Raw genomic sequence first — 20,828 nt, forward strand, 5'->3', positions numbered from 1 at the left:
TTAATTAGGCGCGATACCAAGATCCCGCCGCAACGCATTGCCGTCTTTCGCGTCCTGCACGGACGCAATCAAACGTTCGTAGAACGTATCGACGTCTGGCACGTTCGCGGCGGCGCGCGCCACGATAACCCGTGCTATCGGCCCGACATAGGCGGCGAGTTTCAGCGTTGCGTCCTGCAGCACGTCGGGTTCGATACTCGCGGGCGTTGCAGTCCGTCCGATACTCGATGAAACCCGCGAGCCATTCCCCGGCGTTTCCAGACGCATCAAAAGCGAATTGAAATCGCGCCGTGCGGCATCGGTCGGAAAATGCGCGGCGAGCCGCTCGCGCAATGCGTTGAAGTCCGAAGCCCTGGCCGTGGCACGTCGCAGCAGGATCGTCGCGACCGGCCCCACGTGACTCGCCAGCCGCTCCTCCAGTTGCGCGATCAACTCGGGCGGCCATTCCATTGAAGGCTCGGCGAGTTCGGGCGCTTCCAGCAACGCAACCGGCTTCGCAAACGCAATGACGGTCTGATCGCTGTCGCTGGATTGAGCGGCGCCGAGCGCGCCCAGCAGCACGTCGCGCCATTCGCGCGCGGAGTTATATCGATCCCCGGGCCGCTTCGAAAGCGCTTTCATCAACATCGCATCGGTGAAAGCCGGCAAGCCCGGTGCGCGCTCCGATGGCAGCATAGGCGTGTCGCTCAGCACTTGCCGCATGACGGCGGTCGGGGTGCCGGCGAACGGACATACGCCCGTCAGCATTTCATACAGCACGACCGCGGCGGAAAAAAGATCGGCGCGCGCATCGATGGTCTCACCCGTGAACTGTTCCGGCGACATGTAGCTGGGCGTGCCGATCACCGTGCCCAGTTGCGTGAGATGCGACGCTTCAATCCGCGCAATGCCGAAGTCCGTGATCTTGCATTCGCCGCGCTGCGTGATCAGCAAATTTGCCGGCTTGATATCGCGATGAATCACACCCTCATGATGCGCGTAGTCGAGTGCATCGAGTAGTTGCACAAAGCAACCCAAAGCACGCGCCGGTTCAATGCGAGTCTGAGCGCGGGCATGTTGCGCGAGACGCGCGGCGAGACTTTCTCCGCGCACATATTCCATCGTGATGTACGCCGTGTCTCCCGCCTCGCCGTAATCATGAACCGACACAATATTCGGATGCGCAAGACGCCCGGCCGCCCGCGCTTCGTTCAGAAAACGCGCGGTCAGGTCGTGCATCGACTCGCCGTCGGAACCTGCCGGCAACAACTCGTTGCGGATGGTTTTAAGCGCGACATGGCGCTCGATCTGCGGATCGAACGCGAGATACACCACGCCCATCGCGCCACGTCCGAGCACGCGCTCGATGCGGTATCGGCCGAGTTCAGTCGGGGTATCGGCGGATGCGGTCATGATCAGTTCGCGCTTTCATCGAGGATCTTGAACGCCTCGATCAAGCTCGTCCGCATGCGTCCAAACGATACCGCCAGTGACGCAATCTCATCCGATCCACCCGTTGGCAGCGGCGTTTCGGCGAGCTTGCCGAGACTCATTTCATCGGCGGCGCGCGAGAGCGACTGAATGGGCCGCGTGATCAGCAGGTTCACCATCACGTTCATCACGATCAGCACCACCGCGAACACCGCGGTGAGCGACAGCATGAACGTGCGCCACACGGCGCGTCCGCGTTCTATGGGTTGCGTCATCGGCACCGATACAAACTCCGCGCCGATCACGTCGTTCATGGCCCAGCCGAAACCGTTCGCCGAGCCATATTTATCGATCATGGTGGCGGGCGCCGCGCTCGGCGTGCTGTGGCATTGCATGCACGCCACGTCCGTGATGCGGCTCGGCCGCGCGAGGAACAAGGTCGGGTTGCCGGATGAAACGCGCTGGCCGGTCATCTGCTTCAGGTCGGGGTGATCGTGCAGATGCGTGATCACGTCCGTTTCCCAATCCGTCGGCCGGTCGCGGGGATTGGTCGGATTGAGCATGGTCGACTTGTACGAGAAGTTCGGAAAATCCTTTTGCAGCAGGTTCAGCATTTCGATGGCCGAGAACGCCGGAATGGATTCGGGCACGAACTGGTATTTGATCTGCGTGGCGAGCAGCGGCGTGACGTGGGTCGCGGTGTAGCTTTGCATCGACGCAGCCGCGCTGATGAGCACGTTCGCGTCGTGGACGGTTTCATCGAGCGCCTGCTTTTGCAACAAACGGTCTGCGACCACACCCGCCGCGCTCAGGCCGATGGCGAAGACGATCAGGAAGACGAGGTTGAACTTGGCGCTAAGAGAGAGTTTGCGTTTCATGGGTGTTGATACAGTGAGTTCGCGGGCAGCGCGGAGGTGTTGACGCGAAGGCTTTGCAACGCGCGTTGGCGGGCATCGGGATGCGGCGCGGGCGGATAGAGCAGGACGCGCCACTCGGGCAGCGCCTTGAGGTTTTGATCGATGGCGCGGCGAAACGCGGGGTCGCTCAGGCGCGGCCGGAAGCGCGCGGGGAAGCGCTTGCGCGCAGGCAGGTCGCTTGTGAGCCACGCGGAGACATCGTCGTAGCTTGCGGCGCGCAGCGGTTTTATCGCGTGGTCGTGTGCGGCTGGCGTAACCGGCACACGTTGCAATGCATCGCGAAAAGCGACGGGCATGTCGGCGAGAAACGCGCTCGACGGACGCTGCGCAATTTGCGGCGGCGTGTTTGCGATTGCATATGCAAAGCTGCCTGGTGCGACCGCGTTTCGGTGCGCTGAAGCGGCCAACGTTTGCGTGCCGCTTTCGCTGAAGACGGCGACGGTCGACTTGCTTCCTTCGGCGCCAGGAAGTGCCGCGATGACCGCCGCTGAGTTCGCTCCAAGTTCGAGAGCGCCTCGTTCTGTATCGATGACTGTCGCTGCGCACGGCTGCGTTGCGCACGTCTGCGCGACCTTCAGCCAGCCATCGAGCAGCGACACGCGCGTTCCTGCCTGGAGCAGCACGCGCGTCTGTGCGCCGAGCGCGAGCAGGCGGCCGGCATCGTCCTGAAGCTGCACCACGCTGCGTGGCGCGGATTCGATCAGGTCATCGTCGCGCAACGCTTCGCCCGCGCCTAGTTGATAGACGTTCGTCGCGCGAATCACGGTTGCCGGGGCGTCGGCGGCGGCTATCGTCCAGCCGGCGTGAGCTTGCGATACCGCGAACAGAAAGCCGAACGCGAGCACGAGGCGCAACCTGCGCGAGAGCAACAGAAACAGGGCGTATAGGCGGCGATATCTCATGCGTTTCGCTGTGCGTTAATGCGCCGCGAGCCAGGAAATGGCCGGCGCATTAAACACAACAGCGAAGCGATGAAATTATTCCGCGCGGCTAGAAAACGGAGCGGGAATTGAACGGGACTTTAACCGATGCCAGCAGCGCAGCGTTTGGCGCGCGAGAGTCGTCGCGGCTGAAAAGCGGCGCGACCTGGCTGCTGGAAATCTGCTTGCCGAGCGTGGTCAGATCGACGCCTTGCGGCTGCCCGATCAACGCATAACCGAGTTCGGCCTGGCGCCAGGTGACCACGGTCATCGATGCAACCTTCTGATCCGCCACCGGCGCATCCGGCTTGACCTCTTTCATCACGCACAGCGCAATGGGCGCGCCTTCCTTCGGCAAGTACACAATCTGCACGAGCGGCTTGTTGTTGAAGCGCAGCCGCTGCACGCGCTTGAACGTCAGCCCCGCCGCGCTCAAGTCCGGAATGCGCAGCGCAAGGCCATCGTCCTGGCGGATTTCGTTGACGGTCTTGATGGAGAGGTCCGTGTCGCTATTGACGTTGGCAACCGTGTCGCGCGAATAGAGTTGCTGGTAGCTGGCCGCGGCCGTGATCCACGGCGACACGCCCGTTCCCACCGATGCAATCGATGCCCCCACATTCGATGCCGGCCCCGCGCCGGGTCCGAGCCGCAGTACGAGGCCGCATGCGAATGCGCCGCCGAGGAACGCAACAGCGAGCCACGCCGGGGCTACGCGCAGCCGTGAACGAATGGTCGATGCCACCGGACTTCCGGGCGCGCGTTCTACCACTGGATCATTGACGCCCACATTGGGATGGGCGGTTTGATTTTCGGCCTTGAGCTTGGCCGCTCGCGCCATTTCCTCGATCTTCGCCGTGAGGCTGGCGGGAACGGGCGGCAGCTTCTGCCCGGCAAAAGCATCGCGATAAGGCAGCCGCGAAGCCTGCAGAAGCGCAACGCGCTCGGCCACGTCGGGAGAGGTGCGCAGTTCGCGCTCCACTTCCTCGCGTTCGTGCAACGGCAGTTCGCCGTCCACGTAGGCCATCAGCAGGATATCGTCCGATTTCATAAGACTTAAGCAGTGTGCTTTCGCTGATGATTTATGTTCTTGTTTCTCTCTTGGCTTAATTGCATTCCATCTATGAATAGAGCAATTCGATTTGGAATGGCAATCGACCTTCGAGGACCCTACTGCTTCGTCACAGTTTCTCTAATGGCTTATTTATAAACAAGCCGTCACCGCTATACAACCAGCATAACCACCCGTTGTGCTTGCGACAACGCTCGGCGAGGAGCATGCCGGGGGTTTTTGACCGCGTTGTTTTCCCAAACGACGCATCAAAGTTATACCGGTCCTAAATGAAGAACACCTGGGTTTGCAGCAAAATTCCATGCACGCGCGATTAATCTCAAACGCCTGGAACTCAACGTGGTTTGGACTCAAGCCGCAGCTGTAACAAGTGTAACTGTGATTTGGTGCAGATGCTTAATCGTTGTTTCGTGCAAACCACACGTTATGTGTTGAGGTGGATCACATAAGACGGCGCCGCGGAATGGACGCACGGCGCGTGAAAATCGCAAGAGTCAAGCAGCCAATGGTTCCGGCTGCATTACGGAAGTTGCATCGCTGAAAAGTTGATCCACTTCGCGATTCGAGATCTGCTTGCCGACCGCATTCAGATCCACGCCGTCGGGCTTGCCGATCAGCGCGTAGCTAAGCTCGGCCTGACGCCACGTGACCACGCGCATGGAATCGACGTCCTGACCCGCTACCGCCTGATCCGGTTTCACGTCTTTCATCACGCACAGCGCGACAGGTTCGCCTTTTTCCGGCTGATACACGATCTGCACGAGCGGCTTGTTGTTGAAACGCAGGCGCTGCACCGTCTTGAACGTCAGACCCGCGTTGCGCAAATCCGGAATGCGTAACGCAAGACCGTCTTCGCGGCGGATGTCATCGACCGTTTTCGACGATGTTCCCTGCGTCTCGCTCACATAGGCCAGCGTGTCGCGTGTATAGAGTTTTTGATAGCCCGTTGCGGCTTGCACCCATGGCGAAAGGTTGCTTGAAGCCATCGAACCAGATGCACCATGGTCGAGCAAAGGCCCGAGCCGCAGGAACAATCCGCCGCAGAACGCGCCGGCCACGCATGCCGCCGCGAGCCACGCCGGAACCGAGCGCATGCGCGAGCGAACGGGAACGTTGGCCGGCGCCGGCACAGCACTGTCGTTGACGGCGGAAGGAGCGGCATGCGCCCGAGCCATCGCTTCAATTTTCTGCGTCAGTGAATCCGGTACAGGCGGCAAATTTTGCGTGGCGAACGCGCCCTGATAATCCACACGCGATGCCTTCAGCAGTTCGACCAGCTCGGCGGCTTCGGCCGACGTCCGTATGTGTTCCTCGACTTCATGGCGCTGGTCGGGCGGCAGTTCACCGTCCACATACGCCATTAACGTAATTTCATCGGTTTTCATGCAATTGAATCCTTTCGCGTCGCCGAGGCTTTTGGCTTCGGTTCTTGCGTGCCGAACTGCGCGCCGACGGCTTGCCGTGCACGCGATAAGCGGCTCATGACGGTTCCGATAGGAACCTCGAGTACATCTGCTGCTTCCTGATAACTCAGGCCTTCGACGGCGACCAGCAGCATGACCACGCGTTGCGCTTCGGGCAGGCGCTCCACGGCGCTGATGATCTGACCGTGCATGAGCTGGGTTTCCGGGCCTTTATCGACGGGATCGGCGACGTTTTCCAGGAAGTCGTCGTCCCATTCCATGCTGGAACGTTTGCGCACGCTTCGCGCACGCAACTCGTTGATCCAGGTGGAATGCACGATCGAAAACATCCAGCTCAACGGAGCCGTATCGGGCTGCAACTGATGCGCCCGTTCGAGCGCGCGAAGGCACGCGCGCTGGACGAGATCCTCGGCGTCGTGCCGGTCGCCCGATATGCGCAGCGCGAAGGCCCACAAGCGCGGCAGCATCTCGGGAAGCATGCTTGGTAAGTCTGCACCGTTCATCGAACGAATATCTCCTGGTACCAGTGTCTTGTCCGAGTGCTGCTGGCAGCATGCACTTGAGCGCTGCATGAAACGAACCGCGTAGTTTAACGTGAGATCGGACATTTCGCCGCACGCCAGCCGCGGCTTGGAGCGGGCCTAGCGCCGTGTGTTCGCCGCCGCTTCGGCCGTTTGCGCCTCTTCGCGTGTACGACGGTTGAAAGAAACCGCATAAGCCGACGAACGCGCCGCCAGCAGCGGATCGTCCGATGGCTCGATCCCGGCCGGCAAGATCAGCGGATCGAAATTGATGTCGCGGCAGGCGCCATCGATCTGCGATTCCGCCTGGTCGATCACCAAAACCCCCGCGTCCACACGATGCAACTCGCGCTCTTCTGGCCAGACGCGCGTGGCGTCGCTCGTCGGATCTCCAGGCGCGGCCGGCGTGATCATCAGATGCCAGCGCACCGGACCGCGCGCGAGCCGCTTGCTCAGGTCGTGCGCGAGAAAATCCGGATCGCGCGTCATGGTTGCACTGACCGGCTGGTATGTGGCTTCGGGGACGACGCTCCATCGGACGAACCGCGTGGTGCCTTGGGCGTTGATAAATTTGAACGCGTTGATGCTGAAATAACTGGCGTTATAAAAGTTCGATGACGCCGGGTGACTCGCCAGCCATTCGTGAAAAGCCCTTGTTTCAGGGTGTTTTTCCAGAAACATCTCCATTTTCGCGGGGTCCACGCGGCCGCTCGCGGCGTCCGGCCGCAATGCAGCCAATTGCTCATACAGCGCGTCGGGCGTGCTGACGGCGAAGATGGGCACGGAATTCATGGCCGTGCGCCATTGTTCGCCATCGCTCGATGTAAAGCGCAGCGCGAAGCTGCGGACCATGGCGGTATCGTCTTCTTGCGTGGGGTCGAAACCCGGCGCCGACAGACGCCCGACCAACGGCACGACGCCCGGCTTGAACACGCTCGCCCGCGAAAGCTGCGCACCATTGCCATTGCTCTCGAAGCGGCCGCTCACGCACACGCCCTTTGCATGATTGCGCCTGAAGCCGGGATGCGGACTGGTATCGGCTTCGAATGCATCGATCAGCCGGGCTGGAGTAAGCGCTTGTTGAGTCGGGGCTAAATGAATCCATCCGCCGGTCCACGCAAACAATCCCGCTATGACGCCAATGGATACGGCAATGATGGCGTAACGGGATATCAGGCTGGAATGGCGGCGCTTTTCAGTCATGGCGATGCTTGGCTTCTGGCTGAACGTGGGATCGACCTTTGATCGGCGATGCCGGCAAGCCAGGAAGTCAGAAGGCCGTAAGTATAGTCCGACAAAAAAGTTGTCTGTTGACCCTTCTACACAAATCTGGAGGTGAGTTTGTGTGTCGGGCTTTGTTTAGCGAATGGTCATGCAACTTGTTGTCTGACGAGCCCGACGTACATCACCAGCCGTAAAAGCGATCCCACACTTCGACTTCGTCATCGGCCGAGCGCGCGTGATAAGCCGGGTATTGCGCGCCGGTCGCGCAGGCGTGATTCGGCAGAATCAAAAGCCGCGTGCCGACCGGCAAATGCTTGACGATGTCTGTATCTGCGTGACCGGTATTCGCCAAAATCCCGTGTTCCTGATTTGCGCCGGTCAATGTATAGCCTTCCAGCGGTGAGCCATCGAGCGTACATGGCTGGCCGTAACCGTAGTCGTGTGCCTGTTTCGCCGTGCCTCGATCGCGGCTCATCGCCATCCATCCGGCATCGAGAATGGCCCAGCCCTTGTCCGCCTGATGACCGATGACCGTGGTCAGCACGCTCAGCGCGAGATTGCGGGTATCGCAAACGCCGATGTTGCGCATCACGAGATCGAAGAACACATAAACGCCCGCGCGAACCTCGGTCACGCCTTCGAGATGACGCGCGGCGAGGGCGGTCGGCGTGGAACCAACGCTGACGACGTCGCAAGGCAAACCCGCTTTGCGCAAGCGTTCGGCGGCGTGCACGCAACCGGCGCGTTCCTGTTCGGCGAGGGCGGCGAGCGCGTCGGGCGTATTCAGTTCGTAACTCGATCCGGCGTGTGTCAGCACGCCGCCCAGACGCGCGCCGTTTCCATTCAACGCATGACCGATATCGATCAAGCGCGGCTCGTCAGGCTTGACGCCAGAGCGATGGCCGTCGGTATCGATTTCGATCCATACCTCGAACGTCTCGCTGTGCAGCCGGCCGAATTCCGCAACGGCCTGAGCCGATTCGATGTTATCCGCGATCAGTTTCAAATCGCAACCGGCTTGCTTCAGCGCCAGTGCGCGCGGTAATTTCGACGCAACCATTCCCACTGCATACAGAATGTTGCTGAAGCCGGCCGCGAAGAACTGTTCCGCTTCCTTGAGCGTGGACACCGTGATGCCGCGCGCGCCTGCATTGCGCTGCGCCCGCGCGACCTCCACGCACTTCGATGTCTTCACGTGCGGCCTGAACGCCACGCCGAGCGCATTCATATGCGCCTGCATACGTTCGATATTGAGCATCATGCGCGGCCGGTCGATCAGCGCTGCGGGTGTTTCTATCTGGTCGAGCGTCATGGTGCAGAGCCTTCCTTCAATGAACCGAAATCGCGCAGCCACGGCAGCAGCGCATCGAACGTGGGTGCTTCGATTTCGGGCGCTTGCGCGCCATCGACGAGATCGAGTCCCACTCGGTTATGCCAGTAAGTACGCAAGCCGAGCTTCGCGGTGCCGAACATGTCATAGCTCGATCCGGCGACGAACGCGGCATCGTGCGCGCTGACATTCAGCCGTTCCAGCGCAAGCTGATAAGGACGCGGATCGGGTTTATAAAAGCCCGCGTTTTCCGCTGTCACGATGACATCCCAGTCGATATCGAACAGTTCGGCGGCTTGCTGGCCAAGGCGATTCGAACAGTTCGTGACGATCGCCAGCCTGCAGTGCGGGACGAGTTCGCGCAACGTGTCGCGGGCGCCGCTCCATGGCGCGAGTTGCAGCCATTGCGCGTCCAGCATGCGCGCCGCTGACTCGTTCAAGCCGACTTGCAATGCGGCTTGCCGCACGAGTTCTTCGTATGGCACATACGCGCCGCAGTTGTAGGTCAGGCGCAGATATTCCGCGCGCCACGTGCGTCCCGCGGTTTCGCTGCCGGCCGCGCGGTTCCACAAGCTCCATGAATCCAGCAGGGCGGTCAGCAGGTCGAACAGCACCGCTTTCGGATAAATCGAGGCAGATTGATTTGGCATGATGACCCTGACTTTATCGACAAAACATTAAGCTATGGTTAAATTCAGACTTAATTATCCTTAAGCAAAATTGAACGATGGAAATCGCCGATCTCAGGCTCGTCACCACGCTTGCGCGATCGGAATCGCTCAGCGCGGCGGCGCGCGTGCTCAACGTGACGACATCGGCGCTTTCCATGCGGCTCAAGAAGCTGGAGGAAACGCTGGGCGTCACGCTCGCCACGCGCGACGCACGCAACATGTCGTTGACCGCGGACGGCGCCCGGCTCGCACGCGAAGCGCAGGGTTTGCTCGCTGCCATCGAAGCGCTGCCCGACACTTTCCGCGACCAGACCGCGCGGCTCGCAGGCCATATCCGGATTGCTGCGCCGTTCGGCTTTGGCCGCGTGCACGTTGCGCCTTTGCTCGCGCGTTTTGCGCGTGAAAATCCGGAGATCCGGCTGCAACTCGATCTGCTGGAAACGCCCTGGCCGCATAGTCACGATGCCGACGTCGTGATCCAGATCGGCACGGTGCGCGATACATCGTGGACCGCGCGGCCATTGTTCGCCAACGAGCGATGGTTATGCGCAAGTCCCGGTTATGTGGCGACGCGCGGGTATCCGCGTGAACCGCGCGAAATTCTGGATCACGATTGCATCTGCATCCGCGAAAACGATGAAGACGTGACCCTGTGGCGCGTGCGCCGGCGCCGCGCTCAAAGCGGCACGAGACATTCCACGCCGCTTCCTCTTCGCGTCACGGCGGCATTCAGCACGAACGATGGCAGCGTTGCGCGCAACTGGGCCGAAGACGGTCTGGGACTCGTGCTGCGTTCGCAATGGGACGTGGCTGACGCGGTTGCATCGGGCAAGCTCGTGCGGCTTCTCGGCGACTGGGATTTCGGCAGCGCGCCGGTTATTGCGCTCGCGCCGTCGCGCAAGGGCCGCGCTCCGCGTGTGCAGGCGCTGCTGAATTTTCTTGCGGCGAACCTCGGCGCCGCGACCACGAATAACCGATAAAAACCATCGCTATAATCGAACGAAAACGCGTTCAACGGAGTGGCCGCATGAAGTATTCGAATCTCGTCGAGCGTCTGCAAGGCAAGCGCACGGCCGCATGGGAAATTCATCACGCAGCGCAACAGGCGTTCGATAAAGGCGACGACGTCATCATTCTAAGCGTCGGCGATCCGGATTTCGCGACGCCTGAAGTGATCGTCGACCGCGCGGTTCATGCGCTGCGCGACGGCGACACACATTACGCGGAAGTGGTGGGACGTGCGCCGCTTCGTGCTGCCATCGCGCGGAATCATGTGCGGCAGACCGGCATTGAAGGTACTGATGAAACCAACGTGATCGTGGTCGCGGGCGCACAGAACGGGCTCTTTGCAACATCGTTATGCTTGTGCGAAGCGGGCGATGAAATCATCGTGCCCGAACCGATGTACCTGACTTACGAAGCAAGCGTGCGTGTCACCGGCGCGACGCTCGTGCCTGTGGCCGTGGATCCGGCGAAGGCATTTCACCTCGATTGCGATGCGCTCGAAGCCGCGATCACGCCGCGCACCAAAGCCATTTTTTTCGCTACGCCGTGCAATCCTACGGGTGTCGTCATGCCTCGCGCCGATCTCGAGCGCATTGCCGAATTGGCGAAAAAACACGACCTGTGGATCGTTTCCGATGAAGTCTACGCCGACCTTACGTTCGATCGCGAGCATGTCAGCATTGCTTTGCTCGAAGGCATGGCCGAGCGCACTGTCACAATCGGCAGCTTGTCGAAATCGCATGCAATGCCCGGATGGCGCGTGGGTTGGGTGATCGGGCCGAAGACGCTTGTAGAACATCTTGGGCGCTTGGCGTTATGCATGCTTTACGGCTTGCCGGGTTTTATCCAGCAAGCCGCAATGACCGCGCTTGAGAACCGTCCGCAGATCGTTGCGGACATGCGCGAGATTTATCGGCGTCGTCGCGATATTGTGTTCGACCGTTTGCGCAACGTGCCCGGCTTGCATTGCCTGTTGCCGGAAGCCGGCATGTTCATGATGGTCGACGTAACCGGCACGGGCCTGAGCGCCTACGACTTCAGTTGGCAATTGTTTCGCGCGCAGGGCGTGTCCGTGCTCGACGCCAGCGCATTCGGCGACACCGCGGCGGGTTTCGTGCGGCTTGGCTTTGTACTCGATGAAGCGCGTCTCGCCGAAGCCTGCGACCGCATTGCAGCGTTCGTGGCAAGCATTAAGCGTTGAGCATCAAGCAGATTCCTCTGGATCATCCAGAGGAATTTTCGTCTCGAACTTCGAGCAGTTCATTGCGAAGTTGCTCTTGAAGTTGCGCACATTGTTGTTCGATGAAAAGAGCCTTCGCGTGAACGCGTGGTAGGTCTCCATCGACGCGGAATTCACGATCAGCAAAAAATCGAATTCCCCCGATACCTCGTAGCACGCCATTACATCGGCTTCGTTCGCCATGCGGCGCTCGAACGCGCGCAGCAGCGAATCGTTCTGCTTGTCCAGTTCCACCGATACAAAAACGGTCAGCGGCCGCCCAACGCGCATGCGGTCGACGATCGCGACTTCCTTCAGCAACACGCCGTCGGCCTTGAGTTGCGCGATCCGGCGCTGGCACGTTGCGACCGACGCATTGGCTTCGGTCGCGATAACGCGCAATGGCGTGGCCGCGTTTTCTTGCAGCAAGTTGAGGATGCGGACGTCAAGCCGATCAAGTGCCATGAATGCGTTCCGGTGAAGAGATGCGGTGTTGATCGAGTGTAAGTGGCAAAAATCGATTGGAATTATCAGCGATACAGCATTTCGCGGGATTTTTTCTCATCAGGCGTTCTTATACTGGAGTCCATATACGGCAGCGGAGACACGCGATGGAATTCGAGCAGCAATTGTTGCAATGGCGGCACTGGTTTCATCGTGTGCCCGAGACGGGTTTCGAGGAACACCAGACCAGTGCGTTCGCAGCCGACGTGCTCGAAGGTCTCGGACTCGACGTAACACGTGGCATCGGCGGGACGGGCTTTGTCGCAAATCTCGTTTGCGGCGGCGGGCCCGGCGTGATCGGCCTGCGTGCTGAAATGGACGCGCTCAACATCCATGAGCAGGCGCCTGAACGCGGCCACGCATCGGTTCACGCGGGGAAATCGCACGCGTGCGGTCATGACGGTCACATGAGCATGGTTCTGGGCGCCGCGAAATTGCTAAGCGAACGGCGCGATTTCAACGGCACGGTGCGTTTCATTTTCCAGCCGGCGGAAGAACACGGCTTAGGCGCGAAGGCGATGATTGCCGACAAGCTTTTCGAGCGCTTCCCTGTCGATGAGATATACGGCGTTCACAACATTCCAGGTCTTCGCGCAGGCACTATATCGACCCGCGCCGGCGGAATCATGGCAAGCGAAGATAACTTCGTTATCCGTATCAATGGACGCGGTGGACATGCGGCGCGACCGCATATGACCATCGATCCAATTGTGATCGCGGCGGAAATAGTTCTGGCTTTGCAGACGGTTGTATCGAGAAACGTGGAGCCGGGCGTGCCCGCAGTCGTGTCGTGCACCGAGCTTTTCACCGACGGCATCCGCAACGCGATTCCAGGTGAGGTGGTGATCAAGGGCGATACACGCAGTTATGCGCCAGCGGTCCAACTGCTGCTCGAAAAACGTATGCGCGCTTTGTGTGAAGGCATAAGCGCAGCGCACGGCGCGTTTTGCACTTTCGAATACACACATGAATTTGTTCCGACCGTGAATACGCCTTCTTGCGTTCCGGTCGCGGTTGCTGCGGCCACGGCCGTAGTGGGCGCAGAGAACGTTGACGGCAACGTCCCGCCGATGATGATCTCAGAAGACTTCGGCGCGTTCCTTGAAGTAGTGCCCGGCAACTTCGCGTTCATAGGCAATGGCGCCGATGGCGAAGCGGGTGCAACGCCGCTTCACAACGGCCGGTACGACTTCAATGACGCCATTTTATCTATCGGTGCGCATTATTTCGCTGAGGTCGTGCGCCTGAAATTACCAGTTGAAAATATCCAGAGGAAAGTTTGATGCTTCACATTAACGCCAATGCGCGCCGCGGTACTTACGACGATTCGCTTCGCCAGGTTCTCAACATTCGCGCCGCCGATGAAAGCCGCGCGTGGTTATCCGCGTGGGACGGGTTGAACGCGGGACCGACTCCGCTTTGGGACTTGCCGGATATCGCATTGAAACTCGGCGTGGGATCGATTCGCGTGAAAGACGAGGGTCATCGCTCGCCGCTCGGGAGCTTTAAGGCGCTCGGTGCGCCGATCGCGTTGATACGGCTGATCCGAAGGCTGTTCGAGGAACAGGATCTGGACCCGACCAAATTGTTTAACGGCGATTACAAGGCTTTGTTGCATGACTTCACCGCGATCAGCGCAACCGATGGCAATCATGGTCGCGCGCTGGCGGCGGCTGCGCGCAGTATCGGCTGCCGATGTGTGATCGTGCTGCACAAACATGTGAACGATGAACGCCGGATCGCGATTGAAATGCTTGGTGCCGAGATCGTGCAGATCGAGGGCAATTATGACGAGTCGGTGAAGGAGGCGGCGCGGCTTGCAAAGGAACATGCGTGGCACGTCGTCTCCGATACTTCCTATGAAGGCTATGAGGCCATTCCGCGCGATGTGATGCAAGGCTACGGGACGATCGCCGCGGAAGCGCTCGAGCAAAACAACAGCCGGCCCTATACGCATGTGTTCGTTCAAGGCGGCGTGGGCGGCTTGGCTGCAGGCGTGATCAGTTATTTCGCCGAGCGTGACGGCGAGCGTCGGCCGCGCTTCGTGATCGTGGAACCGATGCAGGCGGATTGTCTTTATCAAAGCGCGCTGAAAGGAGCCGCGGCCAACGCCGAAGGTTCGGTCGATTCGGTCATGGCAGGGCTGGCATGCGGAGAAACGTCGCCGTTGGCCTGGCGCTTTTTGAACGTTCTCGCCGATGCGTTCATGACCATTCCGGACGAAGCCGCAATCGAAGCAATGCGTATTCTCGCGATAGGTTCAACGCGTGATATTCCCATCGTTTCGGGTGAATCCGGAGCGGCTGGTCTCGCTGGATTGATGCACGCTTCGGGCAACGCGGAAGAACGTAATGCGCTCGGGCTCGACAAACATTCGCAAGTGCTGTTGCTGAACACGGAAGGCGCGACTGCGCCGGCGTTGTATCGGGAATTGACGTCGTTGCGCGCAGAGGACGTGCTCTGCGCGCAACGCAAATGGCGCGAGGGTCAGGCTACAACGGTGACGTTTGGATCGGCGGCATCGAATGCAGCTTTGCGATCCGCTGCCGGCGGGTAGATCCACTCGGTGCAGATCTGGCGCTTCAATGCCTTCGCTTCATCTCCTACGAGCTTGATCTGCCTGTCCCATCCTTCAGTGAAGACCGCGCCCCACGATCCGAGGTCGAGGCAAGTCACATAAACAGGCTGACGATAAGGCAAAAGCGCGCCGCCGATCATGTCGGCCGCCACGTTATGCCCGGCGAAGCGGCCCATGTTCATCGCATGCTGGCATGACATCAGCGCGTGGTTGCCGGCGTCGTCTGTCGCTGCAAAAGCGACGTCGCCGGCGGCGAATACATCGTCCATTCCGAGCACGCGCAAGTTCGCATCCACGTGCAGACGGCCAAGTGAGTCACGCTCGGCGTTGAACTGTTTCGTCAGTGAATTGGCGCGCATGCCCGCCGTCCAGATCACCGTCTTCGCATCGATACGCTCGCCGTCCGACGTAACGATGCCTTCTTTATCGATACTGCCAACCGCAACGTTCAGACGCACTTCAATGCCGAGTTCATTCAACGCCTGTTCGATAACCGGTCGCGGTCCGATCCCAAGATCGGGACCTACGGCATTGGCTTGTTCGATCACGATTACCTTAAAGGTGGTATTCGCGTCGATAAACGAACGCAGGCGCTCGGGCAGTTCAGTCGCGATTTCGATGCCGGTGAATCCCGCTCCCACTACGACTACCGTATTGCGCGAAGGCGTATTCGGTTGATCGGCGAGTCCACGTAGATGTGCTTCGAGGAGCGCTGCATCGGCGATCTGATCGATGCTGAATGCCGCTGTGTCCAGTCCCGGAACACTCGGGCGGAACAGCGCGCTGCCGCTGGCAAGCACGAGCTTGTCGTATTGCACGCCGAACGTATTGCCGTTGGCGTCCACTGCCTCGACTACATGATCCGCGGCCTTGATATCGCGCACGCTTCCTTCGATAAAACGAATGCCCGTTGCATTGAAGAGCGGCAACAGCGGCGCTTTCAAGCCGAGCGGATTGGCTTCGTGAAGACGCGGGCGAACATGAAGCTGCGGTTCGGGCGCAATCAACGCGACTTCGATTGATTCGCCTTGCAAGTTTGCGGCATCGATCAGGCGAGCTGCGCCGAGCGCGCTCCACATGCCGGCGAAGCCGGCGCCAATCACGAGAATTCTTTTGGGACTATGAGTCATTTGCACGTTCCATTCGTTAAGCGGTTGTCGCGGTCATCTGCTGCGATAACTACGACTGTACAAGTCGGAGATAGAATGTGCAAGTGCGTGAATGTCGCACGTCAGTAAAATTTAGAACGCAGCTATATGGTGAAATGTCGCTTGGAAATTACGAATTTCGGCAAAGAGAAGGCGAGCGTTGCCTTGCATCGCCTAAACGCATAGAATGGCGAAACTAGGATTAAGGGTGTCGGAGTAAGAATGAGTCACATCAGTTCAGGCGTCGAATACGCGCTGCATTGCCTGCTGTACCTGACGGATGCGCCGGCCGGCGTCAGCGAGGCGAGCGTGCGGGATCTGGCGGAATTGCAAGGGTTATCGGTGGATTACGTCGCCAAGCTTTTCACCAAGCTTCACAAGGCTGGCCTGACGGTTGCTACCGAAGGCGCGCGCGGAGGATTCACGCTCGCGCGGCCGGCGGAACGCATCACGGTGCTCGATGTAGTGCAGGCTGTCGATGGCCCTAAGCCGTTGTTCGATTGCCGCGAGATTCGCGCGCGCTGCGCAATTTTTGGCGATACCGCACCCAAGTGGGCGACAAGCGGCACGTGTTCCATTCACGCGGTCATGCTCGAAGCGGAGAAGCGTATGCAGGAGGTGCTCGAAGCGCAGACGTTGGCGGGCCTCGCGGCGCGCACGGTGGCGAAAGCACCGCGCACGTATCACGCCGAGATCGTCAAATGGATCGACCAGCGCGCGGCGAGCTAGCAAACACGCAAATTTCAAACGCAGACGTTAATCCGAAAAACCGTTTTCGAACGTCTTGCGCAAATACGAAACAAACGCAGTCACCGCGCGCGGCACGTGTGACGCATATGGACGAACCACATAAAGCTGTTCCGCGAAAACGCCCGTAGGCTGCCATTCGGGCAACAACCGCACGAGTTGCCCGGCACGCAGCGCAGCCTGTGCGCTGAAATCAGGAACCAGCGCCACGCCCAGGTCATCGAGGGCGGCATCGCGCAAGGTTTCGCTATTGTTCGCCGAGAACGGCCCGCTGATCGGCACGGTGACGCGTCCCGCAGCCGACTTTCGCCCGGTCGTTCGCTCGAAGGTCCACGCCGGCGCTTCCTGCGCGCGCGGATAAAAGAGGCAATCGTGCGCGGCAAGTTCTTGCGGAGTGGACGGCGTCCCGCGGCGCTTCAAATAAGCGCGCGTCGCCACGATCACGGATCGCGTCTTGCAAAGCGTCCAGGCAACATGCGTTTCGGGCGCAACGGCGCTATGCCGGATAGCGAGATCGAAACCTTCGCTTGCAAGCGAACTGATGCGGTCCGATACTTCCAGTTGCACGCGCACTTCAGGGTTTGCCCTTAGGAACGCCGATAAATGCGGCACGAGCTGTTGCCGCGCAAACGCGACCGGTGCCGTCACGCGCAACTCGCCGCGCGCAATCCCGGCTGAATCGCGCACACCCGCGAAACTCTCCGCAATGCCTTCGTATTGCCCGCGCGTCTGATCCACAAGCCGTTGCCCCGCTTCCGTCAGTCGCACGCTGCGCGTGGTGCGCTGCACCAGCGACACACCCGCAGCGCGCTCCAGCTCGACAATTCTCTGGCTCATGGCCGCCTTGCTCACGCCGAGGCGCGTGGCCGCACGCGTATAACTGCCTTGCTGCGCGAGGATCGTCAGCCAGTAAAGGTGGGTCCAGAGAGACTCGACTCGTTGCGTTTCCATATACCCATTGTTCACCATAGAAAACAATCATTTCAATCATAGCGTCTTTGCAGGCGCGTCCGCGGTTCTTACACTCAACAGACTTTCCTTCAATCAATTCAGGTGCCTCATCATGCAAAGCTTCAGCGATCGCGCGGACGTCGGCCATTTCATTCAGGGCCGTCGTGTACCCGGCACGGGCACGCGCACCCAGCCGATCTTCAACCCCGCGACCGGCGCAGAAGCGCGCACGTTGCACCTGGGCGATGTTGCCGATGTCGACGACGCCGTCGTCAGCGCGAAAAAAGCGTTCGCTGCCTGGAGCGAAACGCCGCCAATTCGCCGTGCACGCGTGATGCTGCGTTTCCTCGAATTGATGAACAAGCATCGCGACGAACTCGCGGCAATCATTACGGCCGAGCACGGCAAGGTATTCAGCGACGCACAAGGCGAGGTGTCGCGCGGTATCGATGTGATCGAGTTTGCTTGCGGCATTCCGCAACTGCTGAAGGGCGATTTCACGGAGCAGGTTTCTACGGGTATCGATAACTGGACGACGCGTCAGGCGCTTGGCGTGGTTGCCGGCATCACGCCGTTCAACTTCCCTTGCATGGTGCCGTGCTGGATGTTCCCGGTCGCGATCGCGGCGGGCAATTGCTTCATCCTGAAGCCGAGCGAACGCGATCCGTCCGCGTCGCTTTTCATGGCGGGGCTGTTGCAGGAAGCCGGCTTGCCGGATGGCGTGTTCAGCGTGGTGCAGGGTGACAAGGTCGTGGTCGATGCGCTGCTCGTGCATCCCGATGTCAAGGCCATCAGCTTCGTGGGATCCACGCCGATCGCGAATTACATCTATCAGACCGGCGCGCAGCACGGCAAGCGCGTGCAGGCGCTCGGCGGCGCGAAGAATCACATGGTCGTGATGCCCGATGCCGACATCGATCAAGCTATCGATGCACTCGTTGGCGCGGGTTATGGATCGGCCGGCGAGCGTTGCATGGCGATTTCGGTCGCGGTGCTGGTGGGCGATGTCGCGGACAAACTGATTCCGCGGTTGGCGGAGCGCGCACGGACGTTGATCGTCAAGAACGGCATGGAAGCCGATGCCGAGATGGGCCCGATCGTGACGCGTCAGGCGCTGGAACGTATTGAAGGCTATATCGCGCTGGGCGTGGAAGAAGGCGCGTCGCTCGTGGTCGATGGTCGCGGCCTGAAGGTGCCCGGACACGAGGAAGGCTTTTTCACCGGCGGCACGCTGTTCGACAACGTGACTTCCGAGATGCGCATCTACAAGGAAGAGATTTTCGGACCGGTGCTGGCGTGCGTGCGGGTGAAGGACTTTACCGAAGCCGTCGATCTGATCAACGCGCACGAATTCGGCAACGGCGTGGCCTGCTACACGCGCGATGGCCACGTTGCACGCGAGTTCGGGCGCCGCATTGAAGTCGGGATGGTCGGGATCAATGTGCCCATTCCCGTGCCGATGGCCTGGCATGGTTTTGGTGGCTGGAAGCGCAGTCTTTTCGGCGATATGCATGCTTACGGCGAAGAAGGCGTGCGGTTTTATACGCGCCAGAAATCGATCATGCAGCGGTGGCCGGAAAGCACGGAGAAGGGCGCGGAGTTTGCGATGCCGACGAGCAAATAACTTGGAGGGGTTTTCTTAATCCGGTGCTGACTTCGCGGGTTGGGGTTGGCGCCGGATTGCTGCTTTCAGGTTTTGCTACGCACGTTGTCAGCGGCATGTTTGCGGGCAACCCCAAGCGCCCATAACTCGTTTTGGCTACACTCAGGAATCGCCGCACGCATGCGGCAAAAATCATCCTTGAGTGCTTGCATCCATGAATTCACCCGCTGTTTCCGCCGTCAAATCGTGGCACGCCCACGTCTACTTCAACGCATCAACGCGCGACGCCGCATGGCAACTCCGCGAGGAAATCGGCAGCCGCTTCAGCGACATTCTTCAACTCGGCCGCTTTCACGAAAAACCCGTGGGTCCGCATCCGCAATGGTCTTATCAACTTGCATTCGAGCCCGCGCAGTTTGCCGTTATCGTGGAATGGCTCACGCTCAATCACGGTTCCCTCGATGTCTTCCTGCATCCGAATACCGGCGACGCACTTCGCGATCATCGCGATGCCGCCGTCTGGATTGGACACTCGCACGAACTGGTGCTCGCCAGCCTGATGTAACGGCTATCAAGCCAGACGCGCCTGCCGATACGCGCCCGGACCCGCGCCATACGTATCCTTGAACTTCTTGCTGAACGCCGATTCCGATTGATAGCCGACATCGTCGGCTATTTCCGCGATGCTTTTTGTCGTGCGCACGAGCAACGTTCCTGCGAGTTGCATGCGGATGCGCGTGAGCAAGGTCATCGGCGAGTCGTCGGTCAATGCACCGAACGCTCGCGCATAAGTCGCGCGCGACATCGCCGATTGCTGCGCCAGCATTTCGATGGTCCACTTCTCGGCCGGGCGCTCCAGCATCGCGATGATCGACGCCCCGAGACGCGGATGCGCAAGCAACGCGAGCACGTCGGTCTTCGATGGTTGTTGCGCCAGATGCGCGCGCAGCAGCATCGTGAAAAGTGCGGTCGATAACGCCGATACGATCGAATGCGCGCCCGGTTCAGCCTCGGCCGATTCGCGCCGCATCATGCCTACCATTCGCGTCAGATCGGGCACGTCGTCGCGTGCGAACGACATCTTGACGATGTCCGGCAAGACATCGATAAGCAACGCGTTCGCGGCGTAGTTGAATCGCCCGCAAAGCAGGTCGAGGCTTGCCGCGCCCGGACTGCAATTGGTGCGCACGGTGACCGCGCCGTTGAATTGGCTCTGCATCTCGCGCGGCACGATTTGATCCGATGATTCCACGCCCTGCAGCACATGTGCGTCGCCACGCGGCAACATCACGATATCGCCGGCTGCAATCCTTACATCTTCCTGTCCGCGAAACTTGAGCCAGCAAGTCCCTTCGAGCACGACGTGATACACCGCCTCGCTCGGCGGCGCCGGCGGATGGTCGAGCGCCCACTCGCCACTTAAGAGGCAGCGCAGATCAAGCGCACCTTGCAGGCGCGACAACTGGATCAGACGGTCGAGTGGATCCATGAGGTTTGCGAGAAGAGAGCGATGGCGTAGCGATCTTACCAGCGCATCTCTTCGCGTCATGAGACGCGCGAGCAGTGAATCGAGCCGATGCGACATGG

At 60.1% G+C, this 20,828-nt stretch carries 20 protein-coding genes; 7 read left to right on the plus strand and 13 right to left on the minus strand.

The features are described 5' to 3' along the window. The 9 genes from ASG35_RS29270 to ASG35_RS29310 form a co-directional block, all read right to left on the minus strand. Positions 1-1,392 (minus strand): serine/threonine-protein kinase, encoded by a 1,392-nt coding sequence (locus ASG35_RS29270; RefSeq protein ID WP_056366246.1) that lies wholly within the window; start codon positions 1,390-1,392, stop codon positions 1-3. A 2-nt stretch (positions 1,393-1,394) separates the two neighbouring features. Next, complete coding sequence (locus ASG35_RS29275) at positions 1,395-2,288, minus strand: c-type heme family protein (RefSeq protein WP_056366249.1); 894 nt, start codon at positions 2,286-2,288, stop codon at positions 1,395-1,397. After that, a complete protein-coding gene (locus ASG35_RS29280; RefSeq protein WP_056366252.1) occupies positions 2,285-3,229 on the minus strand; it encodes a hypothetical protein in 945 nt (314 codons plus the stop codon). The genes ASG35_RS29275 and ASG35_RS29280 overlap by 4 nt, the downstream gene beginning before the upstream one ends. Before the next feature lie 88 nt (positions 3,230-3,317). After that, a complete protein-coding gene (locus ASG35_RS29285; RefSeq protein WP_082508677.1) occupies positions 3,318-4,295 on the minus strand; it encodes an anti-sigma factor family protein in 978 nt (325 codons plus the stop codon). 515 nt (positions 4,296-4,810) lie between these two features. Further along, positions 4,811-5,701 (minus strand): anti-sigma factor family protein, encoded by an 891-nt coding sequence (locus ASG35_RS29290; RefSeq protein WP_056366254.1) that lies wholly within the window; start codon positions 5,699-5,701, stop codon positions 4,811-4,813. Next, positions 5,698-6,243 carry an RNA polymerase sigma factor gene (locus ASG35_RS29295; protein WP_056366257.1) on the minus strand — a complete coding sequence of 182 codons (546 nt, stop codon included), beginning with the start codon at positions 6,241-6,243 and terminating at the stop codon, positions 5,698-5,700. Before ASG35_RS29295 ends, ASG35_RS29290 begins: the two co-directional genes overlap by 4 nt. Positions 6,244-6,381: 138 nt before the next feature. Beyond that, positions 6,382-7,464, minus strand: coding sequence for a catalase family peroxidase (locus ASG35_RS29300; protein WP_056366270.1), 1,083 nt, complete (start codon positions 7,462-7,464; stop codon positions 6,382-6,384). Between the two features lie 202 nt (positions 7,465-7,666). After that, a complete protein-coding gene (locus tag ASG35_RS29305; RefSeq protein WP_056366271.1) occupies positions 7,667-8,797 on the minus strand; it encodes a DSD1 family PLP-dependent enzyme in 1,131 nt (376 codons plus the stop codon). Then, a complete protein-coding gene (locus ASG35_RS29310) occupies positions 8,794-9,465 on the minus strand; it encodes an HAD-IA family hydrolase (RefSeq protein WP_056366274.1) in 672 nt (223 codons plus the stop codon). The genes ASG35_RS29305 and ASG35_RS29310 overlap by 4 nt, the downstream gene beginning before the upstream one ends. Before the next feature lie 77 nt (positions 9,466-9,542). Between ASG35_RS29310 and ASG35_RS29315 the strand changes: the two genes are divergently transcribed. Both ASG35_RS29315 and ASG35_RS29320 read left to right on the plus strand, forming a co-directional pair. Then, positions 9,543-10,466, plus strand: coding sequence for a LysR family transcriptional regulator (locus tag ASG35_RS29315; RefSeq protein WP_056366277.1), 924 nt, complete (start codon positions 9,543-9,545; stop codon positions 10,464-10,466). A 47-nt stretch (positions 10,467-10,513) separates the two neighbouring features. Beyond that, complete coding sequence (locus ASG35_RS29320; protein WP_056366280.1) at positions 10,514-11,692, plus strand: pyridoxal phosphate-dependent aminotransferase; 1,179 nt, start codon at positions 10,514-10,516, stop codon at positions 11,690-11,692. A 3-nt stretch (positions 11,693-11,695) separates the two neighbouring features. Here ASG35_RS29320 and ASG35_RS29325 read toward each other — a convergent pair whose 3' ends face one another. Then, positions 11,696-12,175 (minus strand): Lrp/AsnC family transcriptional regulator, encoded by a 480-nt coding sequence (locus tag ASG35_RS29325; protein ID WP_056366290.1) that lies wholly within the window; start codon positions 12,173-12,175, stop codon positions 11,696-11,698. A gap of 146 nt (positions 12,176-12,321) precedes the next feature. Between ASG35_RS29325 and ASG35_RS29330 the strand changes: the two genes are divergently transcribed. Together ASG35_RS29330 and ASG35_RS29335 are read left to right on the plus strand one after the other, a co-directional pair. Continuing rightward, the gene (locus ASG35_RS29330; RefSeq protein WP_056366293.1) at positions 12,322-13,497 is read left to right on the plus strand and encodes a M20 aminoacylase family protein; all 1,176 of its coding nucleotides are present in this window, start codon (positions 12,322-12,324) and stop codon (positions 13,495-13,497) included. Continuing rightward, positions 13,497-14,771, plus strand: coding sequence for a diaminopropionate ammonia-lyase (locus tag ASG35_RS29335; protein ID WP_056366294.1), 1,275 nt, complete (start codon positions 13,497-13,499; stop codon positions 14,769-14,771). Before ASG35_RS29330 ends, ASG35_RS29335 begins: the two co-directional genes overlap by 1 nt. Here the strand turns inward: ASG35_RS29335 and ASG35_RS29340 are convergent. Next, positions 14,702-15,922, minus strand: coding sequence for an NAD(P)/FAD-dependent oxidoreductase (locus ASG35_RS29340; RefSeq protein WP_056366295.1), 1,221 nt, complete (start codon positions 15,920-15,922; stop codon positions 14,702-14,704). The two genes, ASG35_RS29335 and ASG35_RS29340, sit on opposite strands and share 70 nt — an antisense overlap. A 240-nt stretch (positions 15,923-16,162) precedes the next feature. Between ASG35_RS29340 and ASG35_RS29345 the strand changes: the two genes are divergently transcribed. Continuing rightward, complete coding sequence (locus ASG35_RS29345; RefSeq protein ID WP_056366297.1) at positions 16,163-16,669, plus strand: RrF2 family transcriptional regulator; 507 nt, start codon at positions 16,163-16,165, stop codon at positions 16,667-16,669. A gap of 27 nt (positions 16,670-16,696) precedes the next feature. Here ASG35_RS29345 and ASG35_RS29350 read toward each other — a convergent pair whose 3' ends face one another. Continuing rightward, complete coding sequence (locus tag ASG35_RS29350) at positions 16,697-17,638, minus strand: LysR family transcriptional regulator (protein WP_056366933.1); 942 nt, start codon at positions 17,636-17,638, stop codon at positions 16,697-16,699. Positions 17,639-17,750: 112 nt separating this feature from the next. On the opposite strand from ASG35_RS29350, the gene ASG35_RS29355 reads away from it, so the two are divergent. Beyond that, positions 17,751-19,262 (plus strand): CoA-acylating methylmalonate-semialdehyde dehydrogenase, encoded by a 1,512-nt coding sequence (locus tag ASG35_RS29355; RefSeq protein ID WP_056366298.1) that lies wholly within the window; start codon positions 17,751-17,753, stop codon positions 19,260-19,262. A gap of 193 nt (positions 19,263-19,455) precedes the next feature. After that, positions 19,456-19,806, plus strand: coding sequence for a DOPA 4,5-dioxygenase family protein (locus ASG35_RS29360; RefSeq protein WP_056366299.1), 351 nt, complete (start codon positions 19,456-19,458; stop codon positions 19,804-19,806). Positions 19,807-19,812: 6 nt separating this feature from the next. On the opposite strand, the gene ASG35_RS29365 is transcribed toward ASG35_RS29360, so the two are convergent. Continuing rightward, positions 19,813-20,730 carry an AraC family transcriptional regulator gene (locus ASG35_RS29365; RefSeq protein ID WP_056366300.1) on the minus strand — a complete coding sequence of 306 codons (918 nt, stop codon included), beginning with the start codon at positions 20,728-20,730 and terminating at the stop codon, positions 19,813-19,815. Positions 20,731-20,828: the final 98 nt, after the last annotated feature.

It is taken from the genome of Burkholderia sp. Leaf177 (genome assembly GCF_001424345.1).
GTDB lineage: Bacteria > Pseudomonadota > Gammaproteobacteria > Burkholderiales > Burkholderiaceae > Caballeronia.

Coding starts and splice junctions, on each gene's coding strand:
- ASG35_RS29330 (WP_056366293.1), top strand. CDS start 12,322: ATGGAATTCGAGCAGCAATTGTTGCAATGGCGGCACTGGTTTCATCGT.
- ASG35_RS29365 (WP_056366300.1), bottom strand. CDS start 20,730: ATGGATCCACTCGACCGTCTGATCCAGTTGTCGCGCCTGCAAGGTGCG.
- ASG35_RS29270 (WP_056366246.1), bottom strand. CDS start 1,392: ATGACCGCATCCGCCGATACCCCGACTGAACTCGGCCGATACCGCATC.
- ASG35_RS29325 (WP_056366290.1), bottom strand. CDS start 12,175: ATGGCACTTGATCGGCTTGACGTCCGCATCCTCAACTTGCTGCAAGAA.
- ASG35_RS29305 (WP_056366271.1), bottom strand. CDS start 8,797: ATGACGCTCGACCAGATAGAAACACCCGCAGCGCTGATCGACCGGCCG.
- ASG35_RS29275 (WP_056366249.1), bottom strand. CDS start 2,288: ATGAAACGCAAACTCTCTCTTAGCGCCAAGTTCAACCTCGTCTTCCTG.
- ASG35_RS29285 (WP_082508677.1), bottom strand. CDS start 4,295: ATGAAATCGGACGATATCCTGCTGATGGCCTACGTGGACGGCGAACTG.
- ASG35_RS29340 (WP_056366295.1), bottom strand. CDS start 15,922: ATGACTCATAGTCCCAAAAGAATTCTCGTGATTGGCGCCGGCTTCGCC.
- ASG35_RS29310 (WP_056366274.1), bottom strand. CDS start 9,465: ATGCCAAATCAATCTGCCTCGATTTATCCGAAAGCGGTGCTGTTCGAC.
- ASG35_RS29345 (WP_056366297.1), top strand. CDS start 16,163: ATGAGTCACATCAGTTCAGGCGTCGAATACGCGCTGCATTGCCTGCTG.
- ASG35_RS29295 (WP_056366257.1), bottom strand. CDS start 6,243: ATGAACGGTGCAGACTTACCAAGCATGCTTCCCGAGATGCTGCCGCGC.
- ASG35_RS29290 (WP_056366254.1), bottom strand. CDS start 5,701: ATGAAAACCGATGAAATTACGTTAATGGCGTATGTGGACGGTGAACTG.
- ASG35_RS29300 (WP_056366270.1), bottom strand. CDS start 7,464: ATGACTGAAAAGCGCCGCCATTCCAGCCTGATATCCCGTTACGCCATC.
- ASG35_RS29320 (WP_056366280.1), top strand. CDS start 10,514: ATGAAGTATTCGAATCTCGTCGAGCGTCTGCAAGGCAAGCGCACGGCC.
- ASG35_RS29280 (WP_056366252.1), bottom strand. CDS start 3,229: ATGAGATATCGCCGCCTATACGCCCTGTTTCTGTTGCTCTCGCGCAGG.
- ASG35_RS29350 (WP_056366933.1), bottom strand. CDS start 17,638: ATGGAAACGCAACGAGTCGAGTCTCTCTGGACCCACCTTTACTGGCTG.
- ASG35_RS29355 (WP_056366298.1), top strand. CDS start 17,751: ATGCAAAGCTTCAGCGATCGCGCGGACGTCGGCCATTTCATTCAGGGC.
- ASG35_RS29315 (WP_056366277.1), top strand. CDS start 9,543: ATGGAAATCGCCGATCTCAGGCTCGTCACCACGCTTGCGCGATCGGAA.
- ASG35_RS29360 (WP_056366299.1), top strand. CDS start 19,456: ATGAATTCACCCGCTGTTTCCGCCGTCAAATCGTGGCACGCCCACGTC.
- ASG35_RS29335 (WP_056366294.1), top strand. CDS start 13,497: ATGCTTCACATTAACGCCAATGCGCGCCGCGGTACTTACGACGATTCG.